We start from the raw sequence: 16693 nt of genomic DNA, 5'->3' as shown, positions 1-16693 counted from the left end.
TCGCTGTTCCCAAATCCCTGTGGGAGCGAGCCTGCTCGCGATAGGGCCAGAAGCCCTGCAAAATCAGGATCAGGCCAGACTGTCCGGATCCCCGAAAAACATTTTGACTCGGCTCTAGCACGGTAGTTGCAGCCTGAAAAAATCGAATTGTGCCCCCAGTTTTGCCCCCGTTCGTACCGGATGTGCGAGCGATCGCGAATGGCGATTTCTGACGCGGACCTCGGTTGTCGGCGCTGATTGAAAACTGACCCACCCTGCCGATTGAAAATTGACCCAGGGCGGATTGCTGATTTTGGCATCAGCAATTGTGGATAAGCTTAGCAGTCGTGTCCCGGTGGAAGAGGCATTAAAGCCCCACCGCATTTGGGCATGCGGCAGGGTATTTTCGGTGCGGATCAAAACAGCTCATCGTCCTCGGCACCATCATTGTCTTTGCGCTTTCGTTCACGTGATTTGATCTTGGTCTGGGCGACCAAGCTGCTGTGTTGCAGGCGGTAGGACTCGTTGCCCGTTTCGACGATGTGGCAGTGGTGTGTCAGCCGATCCAGCAACGCCGTTGTCATCTTGGCGTCACCAAACACGCTCGACCATTCCGAGAAGCTGAGGTTGGTGGTGATCACCACGCTGGTGTGCTCGTACAGCTTGGACAGCAAATGAAATAACAGGGCACCACCGCTCTGGCTGAAGGGCAAATACCCCAGTTCATCGAGTATCACCAGGTCTGTTCGTAGCAGCCCTTGAGCGATGCGGCCCGTCTTGCCGTCGTACTTTTCGCGTTCCAGCAGATTGACCAGATCCACCGTGGAGTAGAAGCGCACGCGTTTGTGATGCATCGTGATCCCGGACACAGCCAAGGCGGTGGCGAGGTGTGTTTTGCCTGTTCCAGGCCCGCCGATGAACACGACATTCTGCGCGGTATCGGTGAACTCCAGGTTGGACAGATCCCTGATCAGGCGGGCATCTGCGCTGGAAGCGCTGAAGTCGAAGCCGGCCAAATCACGATGCATGGGGAGTTTGGCCATGTTCATCTGGTGGTTCACTGAGCGCACCGCTCGATCCGCATGTTCTTGTTGGAGAAGATGCTCAAGTAGCCATTTCGAGGATGCCGTCGAAGCTTCTCCTTGCGAGGCTAGTTCTTCCCAGGCGCTGGCCATGCCATGCAGACGCAGTTCTTTGAGTTCCGCCATAAGATCACGCATTGCGAGTCTCCTCATCGGTGGTACGGAGCCGGTCGTAGCGTGCCGTATTGGCGACAGGCGCTATCTTGAGTTGAAGGCTGGTTTCGGCGGACGGAGGGGCTGCTGTCGATGTCAGTCGAGCCAGGACATTCAGGATGTGCTCAGCACTCAAGCTGCCGGATTCAAGTACCAACTCCACAGCCACCAATACGGCGTCGAGCCCGGCGATGGGAACAGCCGCCAGTACTTGAGTCATGACTCGATCACCATTGGTGTGCCGCCTCAGACCGCGTTTTAGCAGTTGCAACGGCTTCGGCAGATCGGCAAACGGAGCGCCATTACGCAGCGCACCGGGCTTGCGTTCGATGAGCGGGATGTAATGCTGCCAGTCAAAACTGACCTGATCTCGATCAAACAGGCGCTCGTGACTGGCAATCATCGTTTCATCGGCGATGACCACCACCCGTGTGGGATACAAACGGCTGCTGACCCACTGACCGACCCGCTCACACGGCACCGAGTAGCGATTTCGCGCCACGCTGATCAGGCAGGTGCTGGAGACCCGTACGGTGCGCTCGACGTAGCCATCAAAGGCAGTCGGCATCGGCATCAATTCGGCGCGTTCCAGCTCCAGGACGTCCGCCACTGACAGCCCGTTGTACTGCGGGTGCACCAGTCCGTCCCAAAGCGCACGGCAGCGTTGGCCGAGCCAGGCATTCAATTCCTCGAAGGTATGGAACATGCAGTTTTGAGCATCGAGCCAGATGCGCCGTCGGCTGTCTTGAACGTTCTTTTCAACGATGCCTTTTTCCCAGCCGGAGGCCACGTTGCAGAAGTCCGGATCGAATAGGTAGTGGGCACACATGACGGCAAACCGGGCATTGACTGTGCGGCCTTTACCTTTGTTGACCTTGTCGACAGCCGTTTTCATATTGTCGTAGATGCCGCGACGCGGCACCCCACCTAACGCGCCAAACGAGCGGGTATGGGCATCGAACAACATCTCGTGGCCTTGGCTGGGATACGCAACCAACCAAAATGCGCGACTGGCGCACAGCTTCATATGGGAGACCTGGATGCGTCGGAACAGGCCGCCGATCAGCAGACCTTCTTCGCTCCAGTCGAATTGAAAGGCCTCCCCGAGTGCAAAGGTCAGCGGCACAAAGGCCCGTAAAGACTTGCCTTGCTCGCCGCGCCACGCGCGTATGAAGGCGGTGAGCTGGCTGTAGCCGCCGTCGTAGCCCACGGCCTTGATCTGTTCGAAGAGTGCTTTGGCACTCCTGCGGTTGTGCTTTGCCCGAAACGAATCGGCCTTGAGCGCCTGCTCCAGCGTCTCGTGAAATGGACTGAGTTTGTTGAAGGTTGCGCACCGTTGGTACGCCGGCTGGGTGGCTTCGGGTGCTCTGACCCATTTTCGAATGGTGTTTCTCGACAGTCCGGTACGCTTGGCTATCTGATGCAGCGAGAGCTTGTCGCGGAAGTACATCCGCCGGATTTTTCCCAACATTTCCATGCTGATCACCCTGTGTTCTCCTGCTCGAAAAGTGAGCAGAAGCAGTTGAACACCTGGGTCAGTTTTCAGTCGGCAGAACAGCCTTTACTGGGTCAGTTTTCGGTCAGCGGCAACACCCACTGCGCAGATACCTCTGCGCATCGCCTGCTTATCTCGTATTAGCCCCGCCGATTGTGCATCCCAGAGACCTGCAAAACCACAGCACGTTGAGCTTTCAACCCATAGGAAACAGTTGGGCATTCGAGAGCAAGGACGGCCCGATTCAATTGACAGTAAGCCTCTCCATTAACGCCAACGAAGCGCATCTGCTCTTCAGCTGTGCAATGGCGGGGAATGGAATAGCAATCCTTCCAGAGTATTTGGCCGTGCCTGCATTCCGAGACGGCACTCTAGTGAATGTTCTGGAGGAATACACTCCTCTGAATTATGCAATCAAGGCTCAGGTTCCCTCGGCGCGCTTACTGGTTCGCCGTATCACGTCATTTATCAGCTTTCTGCAGGAAAGCTTCCTTCCCGAACCGCCATGGCTCCGTGATCAATAACTTTTGCACAGTACGGCGGGATCGTAGCTGCATGCGGCCTAGCTCAGGGTATGGAATTCCCCGCGACTGTGGCCCCCTTCATTTTGCGGGGTATTACCCTCGTTGGCATCGACAGTGTCATGCTCTCGCGTGAAAAACGAATCAAGGCCTGGAACCGACTTGCACAGCTTGTTGACCCTGAGCCACTCAAGCAAGTTACGCGCAAGGTCAACCTCACGCAAATTGGCAGACTGGCGGAAGAGCTGCTTGCAGGCGAAGTGCGACGATGCATTGTCGTGGAGCTCTGATCCAAGCCTATCCAGGTGACCAATTCGGACCTGGACTACGCTCACACACCGCGCATTTTAGTTGCGCGTCCACCCCCTCAGACCTTCACAAGCAGCACCGCGAATAACGCTTTCGTAAGATTGCAAATCAATGCTCAACTCCTATCAAATCCTGTTGAGTTGCAAAGATGACTACTGTGGCGGCGTTGCGATTTGCGGCACTCGCAAGGTGCTCAGGGCGCTACGTGCACTCACAGCGACGCGAGATTGTGGGTGTAACGCCTTGGGCGGTCGGCGAAATCGCAAAACTATTGCTTGTTTCAGCGTGCACCAACATGTAGAAGAGCTCTCAATGCACGCCTGGTACTTTATCGTGATGGGCTTGTTCAGATTCGATAGGCCGCCCCGGGGTGTGGATGCTGCAACAGGCGGTTTTGGTTGAAGAGCTTTTCTCTCAACGTCCCAGGTGTGTATTCAGTCTTGTAGATTCCCCGCTCCTGAAGGACGGGAACCAGTAACTCGACGATGTCCTTGATCGTGTCAGGCGCCACTGCATACGCCAAGTTGAAACCATCAATATCGGTTTCCTCTATCCACTGTTGCAGTTCATCAGCGACCCGTTGAGCTGAGCCTACAATCAAGGGACCAGAGCCACCTACGGCGATGTGTTCGGCGACTTCACCTACCGTCCAGACCCTGTTCGGATCGGAAATGGTGAAGCGATCAATCGCGGTATGCATGCTGTCGTTACGGATATGCTTGATTGTATCGCCTGGATCGCACGAGGCGAAGTCAATGCCTGTCCAGCCCGACATCAGCGTCAGTGCACCTTCATAACTGGCGTAGCGCTTGTATTCAGCGAGTTTTTCCTCTGCTTCCGCATCGGTTCTGCCGACAATCAATGTCATCATGCCAAACACAGCAACACTGTCGCGAGACCGTCCTTCAGCGACAGTGGCAGCCCTGAGCTTTTTGACAGTCGCCGCAAGTACGGTTTTCGTAGGACTGCTGGCGAATACACATTCCGCATGGCGACCTGCGAATGCTTGCCCTTTCGGCGATGCTCCGGCTTGATAAAGAACGGGCGTGCGTTGCAGGGAGGGCTCGCTGAGGTGGATACCCTTGAGTTGGAAGTATTGGCCATCGTGATCAACAGCGTGAACTTTAGCGGGATTAATATAAACGCCGGTTTCTACGTTCCGTTCTACGGCATCTTCTTCCCAGCAGCCTTCCCACAGTTTGTACATGAGCTCCATGTACTCTTCAGCAATTTCATAACGCGTATCGTGACCGGTTTGTGCCTTCGCGCCGCTGGCTTTTGCTGCACTGTTCAGATAGCCAGTGACGATATTCCAACCGATTCGGCCATTGGTTAAATGGTCCAACGTGCTCATTTTCCGAGCGAAGGTATACGGCGGTTCATACGTCAACGAACCGGTGACCCCAAAGCCGAGGTGTTGGGTGACTGCGGCCATTGCTGGAACAATAACGAACGGATCGTGGCTCGGTATTTGGACGGCATTGCGTAGCGCCGCGTCGGAGTTACCCCCGTACACGTCATAGACTCCGGTCACATCTGCCAGGAAAAGCCCGTCAAAAAAACCGTTTTCCAAAGTTTTTGCCAGATCCTGCCAGTAAGCGATCGTTTTGTACTCGGACGAACGATCACTTGGGTGACGCCACAATCCCTGAGACTGGTGTACAGGGGTGTTCATATCGAATGCATTGAACAGAATTTTTTTAGACATTATGTATATTCCGATGGTCGAGCGAAGGGATGGAGATTATTGATGCTCGAGAGTGGCGTACTTGCCGCTGTGGTAAACAAGCGGCTCACCACCATTGATTGCAGTGTTGATCACTCTTCCAATGATGATAGTGTGATCGCCACCGCTGTAAGATTCGTGAACTTCGCATTCACCGTGCGCCAAAGCACCTTCAAGGCATGGGCTGCCGGTGATGCCTTTATAGAAACTTACGTTATCAAACTTGTCATCGGATTTTGATGAGAATAGTTGTGAAACAGTGCTCTGCTCTTTGCTAAGGAAGTTGATGCAAAAATGACCGTTGTCCAGAATCGCAGTCAAGGTCTTGGAATTGTTGTCAAGGCTCACCAAAAACAATGGCGGTGTCAGGGAGAGTGACATGACAGCGGTCATTGTAATGCCCGCACACAGACCCTCGTCGTCAGCGGTTGAGATGACGGATACGCCTGCTGCAAATTGGCCAGCGAATTTGCGCAGATCGACTTCTGGTGTTTTTTTATTATCAAGTTGCATGAGATTTCTCCTGTTTGCCTGAATAGATAGTGCTTAGCGCCTCTCATCAATTCAAACGAATAATTCTGGAGGTTTGACTTCGATTTTTTCGATGCGAGAGGCTTTGCTGATTTTTTTGCACCACTTCGCAGCGCTGGATTGATGCTCGCGACCTAGTTGACCTATTTCAGAAAGCCCAGATCCAGAGGGTAATCGAGGATGATTCGGGTCTGGTCGAGGTCGTTGGCAATGGCTCCGTAATCACCGCCTGTTCGCATTGAGGCGAACATCAAGCGTAACGATAGATTCTTGGCGGGGCCCGACTGCACGACGTACTTGACCCACAGATCACGCTCCCATTGGGAGCCATTGCGCACGGCCTGATAACGGGAGTACGCGCCGCCTGCATCCCTGCCGTCGATATCGGTACCGCGTAGATAGCGCGCGGTAAAGCTCAGACCCGGTACACCAAGCACTGCAGCATCCAGGTCGTAGCGTGCACTCCAGATTTTCTCGTTGGGACTGTTGAAGTCACTCCCTTGGGCGGCTGAGTCCAGCTCGATATCGAAACTGTTCCAGACATAGTCGAACGGCTGGTCGCCATCGATCTGCGTGTAGGCAAGTTCGACCTTGTGTCCTGCCAGGGCATAACCGACACGGGTGCTCCAGGCATCGTTGCGAATATCACCCAATAAGGCGGCGCCGGTATTACGCGTGCGGTAGTAGTTGACCCCGGTGTTGATCACGCCACCGACGGCCAAGGGCAGGCGGTAGTCAATAGAGGCGAACTGCTGGTTCCATATATCATCCAGTTCGGAACCGAATAGTTTGATCTTGACGTTGTTGATGCCCGTATAGATACCGCCGTAGTAACTGACAAACTCGGTGTTAGCTTGGCGCCCGCTGTAGGCCGTACCGAGATGCCCGCCATGATTGGGTTGCGCCCGGTCACTGCTGGAGACGAAACGACCGGCGTTGAGGGTCAGGCCATCGAACGAGCGGTCCGTGGCATTCCAGCCCCTGAGGGTTTGTGGCAAGAGACGAATGTCACCGTACTTGAGCACCGGAGAATCGGGGAACAGGTCGCCGTAGGCCAGTTCCGTTTGGCCCACCCGCATCTTCAGTGCACCACCGGCCTTAGAGTAGCCGCTCTTCGGATCGCCCTGATTGTCTCGCGAAACGATGCCGCCATTGCCGATGCCATCGCCGACCCGTCCATTACCACCATCGAGCTTTAGTGCGCCCATGTAATGCAGGTCCAGTCCGAACCCAACCAGCCCTTGCGTATAGCCGGAGTTAAACTTTGCCAAGACGCCTTGCGCCCACTCTTGCCTATAACTTTGCCGTTCGCCTTCGGGATTGCGGTAACTGCCGTTGCGGTTATCAGCATTCCAGTAAAAGTTGCGCAGGCCTACTGAGGTCGTGCTCTCTTCGATGAATCCCTTGGCCGAGTCTGCCGCGGCCACACCGGCACTGCTCAGGCAGGCACTGGCGCCGGCCATGCCCAAGGTTATAAGTTTAAACCACATAGTGCGCTTCCTCGTTGCCAACACTGAGCTGTCAGCCTGAAATTTTTATTGTTATCAAGCACGTTTGTCTAAAGCGCATCGCGGTATTTCTATCGTTTGCTACGGGGGGATCAGTTGCAGTCTGTATGTTTGCTACTTGCGAGTAACGAATGAGCGCTTGTTAGAGTGCTCTAAACTGCTATGCGCATTTTAGAAATGCCCGCATAAGGCATTTCTTCGTAACTCACGTATTCGATAAGATCGCGTATGCTCACTATTCGTAGAGCATGCTTTTTCGCGAAGTTCATAAGTTCCGGTAATCTGGACATACTTCCATCATCGTTGGCGATTTCACAAATAACGCCGCTGGGCGTCAAACCTGCAAGTCTTGCCAGTTCAACTGAGGCTTCAGTATGTCCATTACGACCAAGGACACCTTGCGGATGAGCAATCAACGGGAAGACGTGGCCGGGTCTGCGAAAGTCTTGCGGCCTCGCAGAGGGGACCAGCATTTGTCTGATCGTGTTTGAGCGGTCGCTTGCCGAGATCCCCGTCGTCACATCATTTACGCCGTCAATTGAAATGGTGAATGCTGTGGCAAAGCTTTCCGAGTTCTCGGACACCATCAGCGGCAGATTCAATTGAATAGCCAGTTCAGGCTGAATGGACACACATATCAGCCCTCGCCCGAGACGCATCATGAAAGCGATAGTCTCGGGAGTGACCAGATCGGCGGCGACGACAAGGTCGCCTTCGTTCTCTCGGTCTTCGTCATCGACCACAATGACCATCTCACCTTGGCTGATTGCGTGAATCGCACTGGCGACGCTATCCAATTTCATAGCTATCAAGCCTCTTTTTAATCAAGTTTGGTTTTGTTTGACTCCAGTGAACGGGTCACTGCCATTACAGAATGTGGATAGGGCAGAGGGCGCACTGTGGAGGTACGCCCATTGACCATTAGCGCCTGAGGTCAATGCCCTTGGTCTCTCGCATGAAAAATACGACCACGAACATGATGACGTTGAGGGCCATTACGTAAGCGGAAAACACCCAGGCTTCGCCAATCGAATGAAACCAGGAATTAAGGTAGGGTGCTGTTCCGCCGAAAAGACCAGCGGCCAACGATGTCATTACGCTGACGCCCATGCCCCTCATTCGAGCAGGCACCAGTTCGGCCATCAAAGCCGGGTAATGCCCTACGCCGATGGCATAGATAAAAAGACCCAGGCTTTGTGCAATGAATAGCGATGACGGCTCGCTTGACAGAAGCGCCTGGATTGGAAGGCCGCACAGAACGACCAGCGCAGCGAATGTCATTGAATTGATCCGCCGCCCCAGCTTGTCCGAAACCCATCCGAAAACTGGCAAAAATGCAATCATGCAAGCTTGCGCACCAAGGCTCGACAGAAAGGCGCTGTTTGGATTCATGCCATGCTGTGTAATGGCCATTGCTGGAGCAAAGGCGACCCACGTGTAATACCAGACGTTCATCGCCGCGTTGATCACCATCACTGTCATGATGATGCGACCGATGCTTACGGGTTTGCCGGGGGCGTCGCTCGCTGGCGGAAGCTTCCCCGCATCAGCCGCATTGAAGACCTCCGTTTCATGGGCACTTTTACGCAGATACATTACATATAGACCGAGCACCGAACCTGCACCGAAGCCGATTCTCCAGCCCCATTCATTCATCACGTCGGCTGTAAAAATCGACGTCAAGCCCGCAGCAACGGCCGTGGCAATCATAATGCCCAGAATGACACTCACGTAGACCGAGCTAGTCCAGAGACCTCGTCTATCCCTGGGCGCAATTTCCGCCACATACACGTAGGAAACCCCTGACTCACCGCCATGAGCAAATCCCTGAAGGATCCGCATCACGAGCAGGGCAAAGGAAGCAAATGCTCCAGCGGTCTCATAGGTGGGGAGGAGGGCGATGCCTAAGCTTGCTAATGCAAGCAACGTCATCGTAACGACCAGGGTAAATTTTCTTCCTCGACGATCAGCAATACGTCCGAAAAACCAACCGCCCAAAGGTCTTGCGACGAAGCCGCCGGCAAAGATGGCCAAGGTGGACAGCAAGGCGGAAGTAGGGTCAGCTTTTTCGAAAAAGTTTGCCGCCAGGTAAATAGATAGCGTGCTGTAGATTGTCCAGTCATACCACTCTAGGACGTTCCCTGCCGCCGCTGCTTTCAGTGATTGTCGGCGCTGGGCCATCGTCAGGGAACAGCCGTCAGACAGGGGAGATTCCTCAGCATCAATCAGCCGGGCATTCGCTACTGTATCGCTCATTGTCATCCTCCCTTTACTTTCGTAAAGATATCGAATTTTTATAGTTGTTATATTGAAGGAGCGTTCTTATTGTTATAAGCGCGCAACATGATAGACAGCGCTCTTTACGAGCGCTGTAGGATGAGGTCAGTCTCTTATACAGCTCCTATACAGCTCCAACCGTCCAGCGAGCGGGCGGCAGCGTACCATTGACGGCAAACTCCCCAACTATTCGCTGTTTATAGACATGCGGATTGTGCGAGGCGATGGTGCGCGCATTTCTCCAATAGCGGTCAAGTCCCAGCCCCTGTTTGGTGCTGGAAGCACTCATTGCATCAAATGCCTGAGTGGCTGCGTTTAAGACCAGATCGATAACAACGGACTGGATCTGAGACGTCTCGATTTCGAGGAGCGGACATGCTCGGTCATAAGCGTCCTTGTCGCCGTCTCTCAATAAATTGACGACGTTCTCCATGCTTTCAGCAAGTCGCATCACCAGCGCACCTGCTGAGTAAGCCATGCCTCGTACGGCACCGACTACTTGCAAAAGTTGTGGGTCGTGTGAGGATTTGCTGGCGGCGCCGTGTGAGTAAACGCGCGTTCTTTTCGCCACAAATTCGGCAGTATCATTGGCAATGCCACGCGCAATGCCCGCCAATGTAGCGAGGTGGTACAGTTGAAAGTACGGTAGCGAATGCCCAAACCGTGTTGAGTGCTTGCGCAGATCATTCTCCGCCACTATCACATTGCGGAAATGTGCGGTGCCACTGGCAGTGAGCTTTTGTCCAAAGCCATCCCAGTCGTCGATGATCTCCACGCCCTCTGCGTGCCTGTTGATCATTGCCAACACTGCATCGTCGGTAGCGTCGGCCGCGTTGACTTCAATCCAGTCGGCGTACATCGCCCCCGTTGAATAATATTTTGATCCCGTGACGAAAAAATTCCCGTCTTGTTCAATCAACTTCGTCAGCAACGATTTCTGCATCGCCCCCGGGCCGATTTCCGCCATGGCGTTAGACGCTGTTTCATTACGTCCAGCAATGGTCAACCAGCGATCCGCGAAGGGCGTTGCGCCGAAACTCATCAAGTCCTCCACGAAGGCAAAGTGGCCTCGCAATGCTTGTGCGATATTCGAGTCAGCTTCACCCAGCTCGATAATCATCGCGAAGAATTCAGGGAGGGTGACCGCCGAGCCGCCGTAGTCGACAGGTACTCGGGTCGCGCCAAAACCTAGCGCTTTAAGTTCATTAATTTGTGGGCCAGGTAAAATTCGATTGGCATCTCGCTCGGCCGCCCCCTTCTTGATGTCGGCCAAAACAGGTCTGATCTTCTCAACAAGTGAAGCGTACCGAGGTGAAGGCGGGCAGCCCCAAGTACGGGTATCCAGTTTGTCTGTCGATAGTTCGCTCGTAGTGCTCAACACATCTATCACCTATGTATTATTGGAGCATTGCTCGGCAGTGAAGCGACACGTCCTGTCCTGAAAGTTGGAGATCCAGTTGTTATGCAGCTCTGACGTGTCGGGTTATTCATGTGCTTCGATACAACATGCGCTGCTGCGCTTCGTCATGACTTGAGACTGCGGGGGCAGACTTCAGGTATATCAGGCCATCATTTCGGGCTGGTTGATGTCCATGAATGAGATGTGCAAAACCTCTTTCAGTCGTTTGTGACGTCTGTCACCTCCTAGACATTTCGAGGCCGATAATTTGCCAAGTGCGATTGAAATTCAAACGAAAAAACTTTGTCGGGGTTAATCGATAATTTCGATGGGGAGGTGTGACCGTGAGACAGCGCTGGGCTGTGGAGCACATCTCACGCTCGCTGGCAGTCAGAGTTCGGGGCGCCACGTTCCCGACTGGATGATACTGTCCTGCCCGATACGCGTTTCCTTGGCAGCGCTCTGGTGAGGGTTGCACGCGAGGTGTGTCCTGCTTGACTGGACCGGCCTGATGGCGTGTGATGACCCGACGAATTGCCACATTCGAGATCGATTACAAGGTGGCCAAGAAGTGGTCGCCGGCGCTTAGGGTTAATCACTTCCAAGTGCAGCTTAATCATTGAAGAGAATAAAAAAATATGAATTTCCGACAACTCGAGACATTTTTGGTAATCGCCGAACTTGGAAGTTTTTCTGCGGCGGCAGATCGCCTGTGTGTCACACAGTCTACGATTTCGGCTCGCATCATTGAGCTTGAACAGGACCTTGGCGTCGAACTATTTGATCGATCGCAACGTCACGTGCAACTGACGTTCAAAGGGAGAGAGCTTGTTGTCTATGCTCAACAGATGGAGACGTTGTCCGAGCAAATAAAACACACAGTGGGTTCGAAGAGTTCACTCACCGGAATCATTCGAATTGGCGTTGCAGAGCTGGTCGCCATGACCTGGTTGCCGAAGTTTGCGGCCCTTATCAGAGCCCGTTATTCTGGCCTTCAAGTGGAATATGAGGTTGGACTGAACCCCTTTCTTTCAGAGGGCATCCGGAGTGGTAACCTGGACTTGGCCGTTGTGGCAGGTCTCTCTCCGGAACCTGGCCTGATTGCACGTGAACTTGGAACGGTTTCATTTGCCTGGATGGCCAGTGACTCTCTTATTCCCTGCAACGAAATGATGCCTGTGGAGGAACTGCGCAGGTGGCCAATTTTGTATCAGGGCACGGAGTCCTACACTAACAACTTGATCGATGATCTTTTGAGCGTGTCCATCGGCCGTAAGCAGCGAGCGGCGACTTGTAATTCTCTAGGCGCAATCATTTCACTCGCCCGTGGCGGACTGGGCATCAGCTTGCTGCCAATCTCATCCTGTGCCAGTTACATCAAGAGCGGCGAACTGAAGATTTTGAAAACAGACCCCGAATGTTATGAGATGCCCTTTACTGCGGTGTATGACCGACACCCCAACGCTAATTTGTTGGCCGCTATCGCAGACATCAGCTACGAAGCCAGCAGTTTTCATCGCTAGTGAAAGAATGTCCTGGCGCACGTCATTCAAAGCATTTATCGGTACACCACTCTGCCTAGAATCATTTCCTATTGACTGGTCGGTACAGAGCCGTTATAAATTTGCGAGGAATTCAAACCGCGCGCGGTCATGCATCGTCGTAGGGAACATCTAAAAGCCCACACGGGCATTGGAGCCAACAAGAATAATGAGCAATCACCTCACGCAGACCGCTACCTCATCCGTGTCCGCGAGGCTGATAGGGCTGACCTGTTTTGCCATGGTCGCGTTCGCCGCCAACTCGTTGCTGTGTCGCCTAGCGCTGAAACACACTGGCATTGATGCAGCGAGCTTCAGCGTCGTTCGACTGGTGAGTGGTGCTTTGGTGTTGTGGCTGATTTGCGCCCTCAAACGGCCTTCAACGCCGGTCAAGGGAAGTTGGTTGGGCGCCGCAGCGCTGTTTATTTATGTGTTCGCTTTTTCCTTTGCTTACCTTCACCTCGAAACGGGAACGGGCGCATTGCTGCTGTTCGGTGCTGTGCAACTGACCATGGTTCTCTATGGCGTTTTCAAGGGCGAGCGGATGCGGCTACCGGCGATTGTCGGTCTATTGTCGGCGCTGGGTGGCTTGATCAGTTTACTGCTCCCTGGGGCGACGGCTCCCGACCCTTTGAGCGCGATCATAATGCTGGTATCGGGGCTTGCATGGGGGAGCTACTCGTTGCTTGGCAAAGGCGTATCTGACCCTTTGGCGACCACGGCAGGCAACTTCATTCGGTCGATTCCTCTGGTTCTTCTTGCCAGCCTGGCGTTTTTACCAGGGCTGCGTTGGGATCCGCTGGGCCTGCTCTATGCGGTGTTTTCCGGAGCGCTGGCTTCGGGCGTCGGGTACGCGATTTGGTACAGCGCAGTGCGCGATCTGGCATCGTTTCAAGCGGCTACCGTGCAATTGAGTGTGCCCATCCTGGCCTCGCTTGCGGGCATCATTTTCCTCAGTGAAAGCCTCACCCTACGGCTGGTCGTAGCCTCCTTGGCTGTCCTCGGCGGCGTCGCGTTGGTCCTGGGCAGCAAGCAACAACGCTAAGTGCTGCAACGTCGTGACAGTTGTGACAGGCATTCCTAACGTGGCTAATGACAGCCCAGGTTAGCGAATGCCTGCCCCGTTACTTGAGCAACATCGCGCTAACGACCTGGCTTCAGCGTTGAGTTGAACCGAGCGCTTGCTGCAAGTCGTCTATCAGGTCTTCAATCGCCTCTATGCCGACCGACAAACGAATCATCTCTGGCTTCACGCCGGCCTTGGCTTGTTCCTGCTCGTTCATCTGGCGATGGGTGGTAGAGGCTGGGTGGCAGGCCAGAGACTTGGCGTCACCGATGTTCACGAGACGCTTGAAGATTTGCAGCGCATCGTAGAAACGCACGCCTGCTTCGTAGCCGCCCTTCAAACCAAACGACAGGATCGCCGATGGCTTGCCCTGCATGTATTTCTGCGCCAGTGCGTGATGTGGATGATCGGGCAGGCCCGCGTAGCTGACCCATTCCACCTCAGCATGCCCTTGCAGGAACTGCGCTACCTTCAGGGCATTTTCAGTGTGGCGCTCCATGCGCAAAGCCAGGGTTTCCAGCCCTTGAAGCAACAGGAACGCGTTCATAGGTGCCAGCGCCGCGCCGGTGTTGCGCAGTGGCACAGTGCGAGCGCGGGCGATAAAGGCAGCCGGGCCGAATTTCTCTGTGTAGACCACGCCGTGATAGGCCGGCTCGGGCTGGTTGAGGCCGGGAAATTTTTCCGGGTATTGGGTCCAGGGGAATGTGCCACTGTCGACGATCACACCGCCCAGGGAATTGCCGTGTCCGCCGACATACTTGGTCACCGAGTGCACGACAATGTCGGCACCGAACTGGATCGGCTTGCACAAAATCGGCGTGGCCACGGTGTTGTCGACCATCAACGGCACCCCACGGGCGTGAGCGACTGCGGCCAGGGCTTCGAGGTCGATGATATTTCCCGCTGGATTGCCGATGCTTTCGCAGTACACCAGCTTGGTATTGTCATCGATCAGTTCGGCGATGGCCTCGGCGGAGTCGTTGCGGGCGAAGCGCACATCGACGCCAAAACTCGGCAACAGGTGGGCAAACAGGGTGTAGGTGCCGCCGTAAAGTTGCGGGGTGGTGACGATGTTGTCGCCTGCGCGGGTCAGGGTCTGTATCGCATAGTGGATCGCGGCACTGCCGGCCGAGACGGCCAGAGCAGCGATACCCCCTTCGAGGGCGGCAATGCGCTGTTCCAGCACGTCGTTGGTGGGGTTCATGATTCGTGTGTAGATATTGCCGGGCACTTCCAGATTGAAAAGGTCGGCGCCGTGCTGGGCGTTATCGAATTCGAAAGCGACGTTTTGATAGATCGGTACGGCGACGGCCTTGGTGGTCGGATCCGACTTGAAACCATGGTGCAGTGCGATTGTGGCGTCTTTCATGATGGTTATTGACCTTCTCTAAGGTGTCCCGGATTTTGTTTGAATTGAGTGAGGTAGCGACAGGGGAGGGCGCCTCGCCTGGGCCGCGAGGCTCCGGAAGTTTGTCCGAGTTATTAATGACGATCGAGCCATACCGTCTGTGCGTTACAGAATTCACGTACCCCAAAGTGCGAAAGCTCGCGACCAAAACCGCTCTTCTTCACGCCACCAAAGGTGACTCGGGGGTCGGAAGCGCTGTAACCATTGATGAATACACCACCGGTTTCAAGCTCGCCTGCCATTTTTTGGGCGCGGTCAACATCGCCTGTATAGATCGTTGCAGTGAGGCCGAACTCACTGTCATTTGCCAATTCCAACGCATGGGTGGCGTCGCGTGCGGTGATGATCGACGCGACCGGGCCGAACAGTTCCTGCTTGAACGAGGTCATCTGGTCGGTGACATGGGTCAAAACCGTTGGCTCGTAGAAGTTTCCCGGGCCTTCAGTCTTCTGGCCACCCAGCAATAACGTCGCGCCTTCTCTCAGGGTTTCGCGCACTTGTTGATCCAGTTCATCACGCAAATCAAAACGAGCCATCGGGCCGACGTAAGTTGTGGCGGCGAGTGGATCACCGACCACCAGCTTGCGTGTGGCTTCGACAAACTTGCGGGTGAATTCCTCGACAACGCCTTGCTCGACAATCAGGCGCTTGGCCGCTGCGCAGACTTGCCCGGTGTTTTGATAACGACCGATCACGGCGGCTTTCACCGCATCGTCGAGGTTGGCATCATTGAGTACGATAAACGGGTCAGAGCCGCCCAGTTCCAATACGCACTTTTTCAATGCTGCACCGGCCTGCGCGCCGATGGCCGTGCCGGCCCTTACACTGCCGGTGATGGTGACCGCTGCAATGCGTGAGTCCTTGATCGCCGTGGAAACACCGTCCGGCGTGACGTTGATGACTTCGAAAACCCCCTCGGGGAATTCCGCCTGCTTCAATGCGTCCTGCAAAAGATAAGCGCTGCCCATCACGTTCGGTGCGTGTTTGAGCACGTAGGTGTTGCCGGCAAGCAAGACCGGGACGGCGCCGCGCAAGACTTGCCAGATCGGAAAGTTCCACGGCATCACCGCGAGAATCGGGCCGAGCGGACGGTATTCAATGCGCGCCTTACCGCCTTCTATCATGGTTGGCTCTGCTGTCAGCATCGCAGGTCCGTGTTCGGCGTACCACTCGCAGAGCTGCGCACACTTTTCGATTTCACCACGAGCCTGGGTGATCGGCTTCCCCATCTCCAGGGTGATCATGGTTGCCATCGCTTCTGCGTTGTTGCGCAAGACGTTGGCCAGGGTGATCAGCCGTTGCGCACGCTGCGCTACGGGTGTGCCGCGCCAGGCACTAAACCCGGCCGCGGCACGTGACAGTGCGGTGTGCAGCGCCGCGTCCGATTCAAAAGGGTAGTGGCCGATCTGCTCGCCGTTGGCGGGGTTGATCGAAATGGCGTGGGTGAGGCTGGAAACGTTGGTCATTGTACCGCCCTGCGTGGTGGGGATGCGTTCAAGCTACGGTGGCTACAGATCACTGGAAATTGATTAATTCTGATTATATCGTTCACGATTGGAGAATGACTTGGATCTGGTTCAGCTCGAAATTTTCAAAGCTAGCTCCGTTCATGGCTGCGTCACAGTGGCCGCTCAGCACAATCGATCGGGTGCCAATGTGAAAATTCTGAATGAACCAACATGATTCTTTGGCGTTGTC

13 protein-coding genes are annotated in these 16693 nt (G+C 54.7%); 3 read left to right on the top strand and 10 right to left on the bottom strand.

Annotated features, from left to right (window positions below):
- Positions 1-395 precede the first annotated feature (395 nt).
- On the bottom strand, positions 396-1199 hold the full coding sequence (istB, locus tag PspS34_RS14395) for an IS21-like element helper ATPase IstB (RefSeq protein WP_159389514.1): 804 nt from the start codon (positions 1197-1199) through the stop codon (positions 396-398).
- Positions 1192-2691 carry an IS21 family transposase gene (istA, locus tag PspS34_RS14390; RefSeq protein ID WP_159390378.1) on the bottom strand — a complete coding sequence of 500 codons (1500 nt, stop codon included), beginning with the start codon at positions 2689-2691 and terminating at the stop codon, positions 1192-1194. Before istA ends, istB begins: the two co-directional genes overlap by 8 nt.
- A gap of 592 nt (positions 2692-3283) precedes the next feature.
- Here istA and PspS34_RS14380 point away from each other — a divergent pair.
- Positions 3284-3520: a hypothetical protein gene (locus PspS34_RS14380; protein WP_159390011.1), complete on the top strand. Its 237-nt coding sequence runs from the start codon at positions 3284-3286 to the stop codon at positions 3518-3520.
- Between the two features lie 365 nt (positions 3521-3885).
- On the opposite strand, the gene PspS34_RS14375 is transcribed toward PspS34_RS14380, so the two are convergent.
- From PspS34_RS14375 to PspS34_RS14350, 6 genes are all read right to left on the bottom strand, one after another.
- Positions 3886-5247, bottom strand: coding sequence for an LLM class flavin-dependent oxidoreductase (locus PspS34_RS14375; RefSeq protein WP_159390010.1), 1362 nt, complete (start codon positions 5245-5247; stop codon positions 3886-3888).
- A gap of 36 nt (positions 5248-5283) precedes the next feature.
- A complete protein-coding gene (locus PspS34_RS14370; RefSeq protein ID WP_159390009.1) occupies positions 5284-5778 on the bottom strand; it encodes a flavin reductase family protein in 495 nt (164 codons plus the stop codon).
- A gap of 161 nt (positions 5779-5939) precedes the next feature.
- Positions 5940-7286: an OprD family porin gene (locus PspS34_RS14365; RefSeq protein ID WP_238786579.1), complete on the bottom strand. Its 1347-nt coding sequence runs from the start codon at positions 7284-7286 to the stop codon at positions 5940-5942.
- Positions 7287-7456: 170 nt separating this feature from the next.
- Complete coding sequence (gene ribB / locus PspS34_RS14360; RefSeq protein WP_159390008.1) at positions 7457-8107, bottom strand: 3,4-dihydroxy-2-butanone-4-phosphate synthase; 651 nt, start codon at positions 8105-8107, stop codon at positions 7457-7459.
- 118 nt (positions 8108-8225) lie between these two features.
- Positions 8226-9560, bottom strand: coding sequence for an MFS transporter (locus PspS34_RS14355; protein WP_159390007.1), 1335 nt, complete (start codon positions 9558-9560; stop codon positions 8226-8228).
- Positions 9561-9705: 145 nt separating this feature from the next.
- The gene (locus tag PspS34_RS14350) at positions 9706-10854 is read right to left on the bottom strand and encodes an acyl-CoA dehydrogenase family protein (RefSeq protein ID WP_202982157.1); all 1149 of its coding nucleotides are present in this window, start codon (positions 10852-10854) and stop codon (positions 9706-9708) included.
- Between the two features lie 764 nt (positions 10855-11618).
- On the opposite strand from PspS34_RS14350, the gene PspS34_RS14345 reads away from it, so the two are divergent.
- A complete protein-coding gene (locus PspS34_RS14345; RefSeq protein WP_159390005.1) occupies positions 11619-12503 on the top strand; it encodes a LysR family transcriptional regulator in 885 nt (294 codons plus the stop codon).
- Positions 12504-12726: 223 nt separating this feature from the next.
- Entirely contained in the window at positions 12727-13566 is an 840-nt protein-coding gene (locus tag PspS34_RS14340) for a DMT family transporter (protein ID WP_159390403.1), read from the top strand.
- 112 nt (positions 13567-13678) lie between these two features.
- Here PspS34_RS14340 and PspS34_RS14335 read toward each other — a convergent pair whose 3' ends face one another.
- Together PspS34_RS14335 and PspS34_RS14330 are read right to left on the bottom strand one after the other, a co-directional pair.
- Positions 13679-14956, bottom strand: a complete 1278-nt coding sequence (locus PspS34_RS14335) for an O-acetylhomoserine aminocarboxypropyltransferase/cysteine synthase family protein (protein ID WP_159390004.1) — start codon at positions 14954-14956, stop codon at positions 13679-13681.
- 113 nt (positions 14957-15069) lie between these two features.
- A complete protein-coding gene (locus PspS34_RS14330; protein WP_159390003.1) occupies positions 15070-16461 on the bottom strand; it encodes an aldehyde dehydrogenase family protein in 1392 nt (463 codons plus the stop codon).
- Positions 16462-16693 lie beyond the last annotated feature (232 nt).

The organism is Pseudomonas sp. S34 (genome assembly GCF_009866745.1).
Taxonomy (GTDB): domain Bacteria; phylum Pseudomonadota; class Gammaproteobacteria; order Pseudomonadales; family Pseudomonadaceae; genus Aquipseudomonas; species Aquipseudomonas jessenii.
This window is presented reverse-complemented; position numbering and strand designations above follow the sequence as displayed.

Coding starts and splice junctions, on each gene's coding strand:
- istB (WP_159389514.1), bottom strand. CDS start 1,199: ATGCGTGATCTTATGGCGGAACTCAAAGAACTGCGTCTGCATGGCATG.
- istA (WP_159390378.1), bottom strand. CDS start 2,691: ATGGAAATGTTGGGAAAAATCCGGCGGATGTACTTCCGCGACAAGCTC.
- PspS34_RS14380 (WP_159390011.1), top strand. CDS start 3,284: ATGGAATTCCCCGCGACTGTGGCCCCCTTCATTTTGCGGGGTATTACC.
- PspS34_RS14375 (WP_159390010.1), bottom strand. CDS start 5,247: ATGTCTAAAAAAATTCTGTTCAATGCATTCGATATGAACACCCCTGTA.
- PspS34_RS14370 (WP_159390009.1), bottom strand. CDS start 5,778: ATGCAACTTGATAATAAAAAAACACCAGAAGTCGATCTGCGCAAATTC.
- PspS34_RS14365 (WP_238786579.1), bottom strand. CDS start 7,286: ATGTGGTTTAAACTTATAACCTTGGGCATGGCCGGCGCCAGTGCCTGC.
- ribB (WP_159390008.1), bottom strand. CDS start 8,107: ATGAAATTGGATAGCGTCGCCAGTGCGATTCACGCAATCAGCCAAGGT.
- PspS34_RS14355 (WP_159390007.1), bottom strand. CDS start 9,560: ATGAGCGATACAGTAGCGAATGCCCGGCTGATTGATGCTGAGGAATCT.
- PspS34_RS14345 (WP_159390005.1), top strand. CDS start 11,619: ATGAATTTCCGACAACTCGAGACATTTTTGGTAATCGCCGAACTTGGA.
- PspS34_RS14335 (WP_159390004.1), bottom strand. CDS start 14,956: ATGAAAGACGCCACAATCGCACTGCACCATGGTTTCAAGTCGGATCCG.
- PspS34_RS14330 (WP_159390003.1), bottom strand. CDS start 16,461: ATGACCAACGTTTCCAGCCTCACCCACGCCATTTCGATCAACCCCGCC.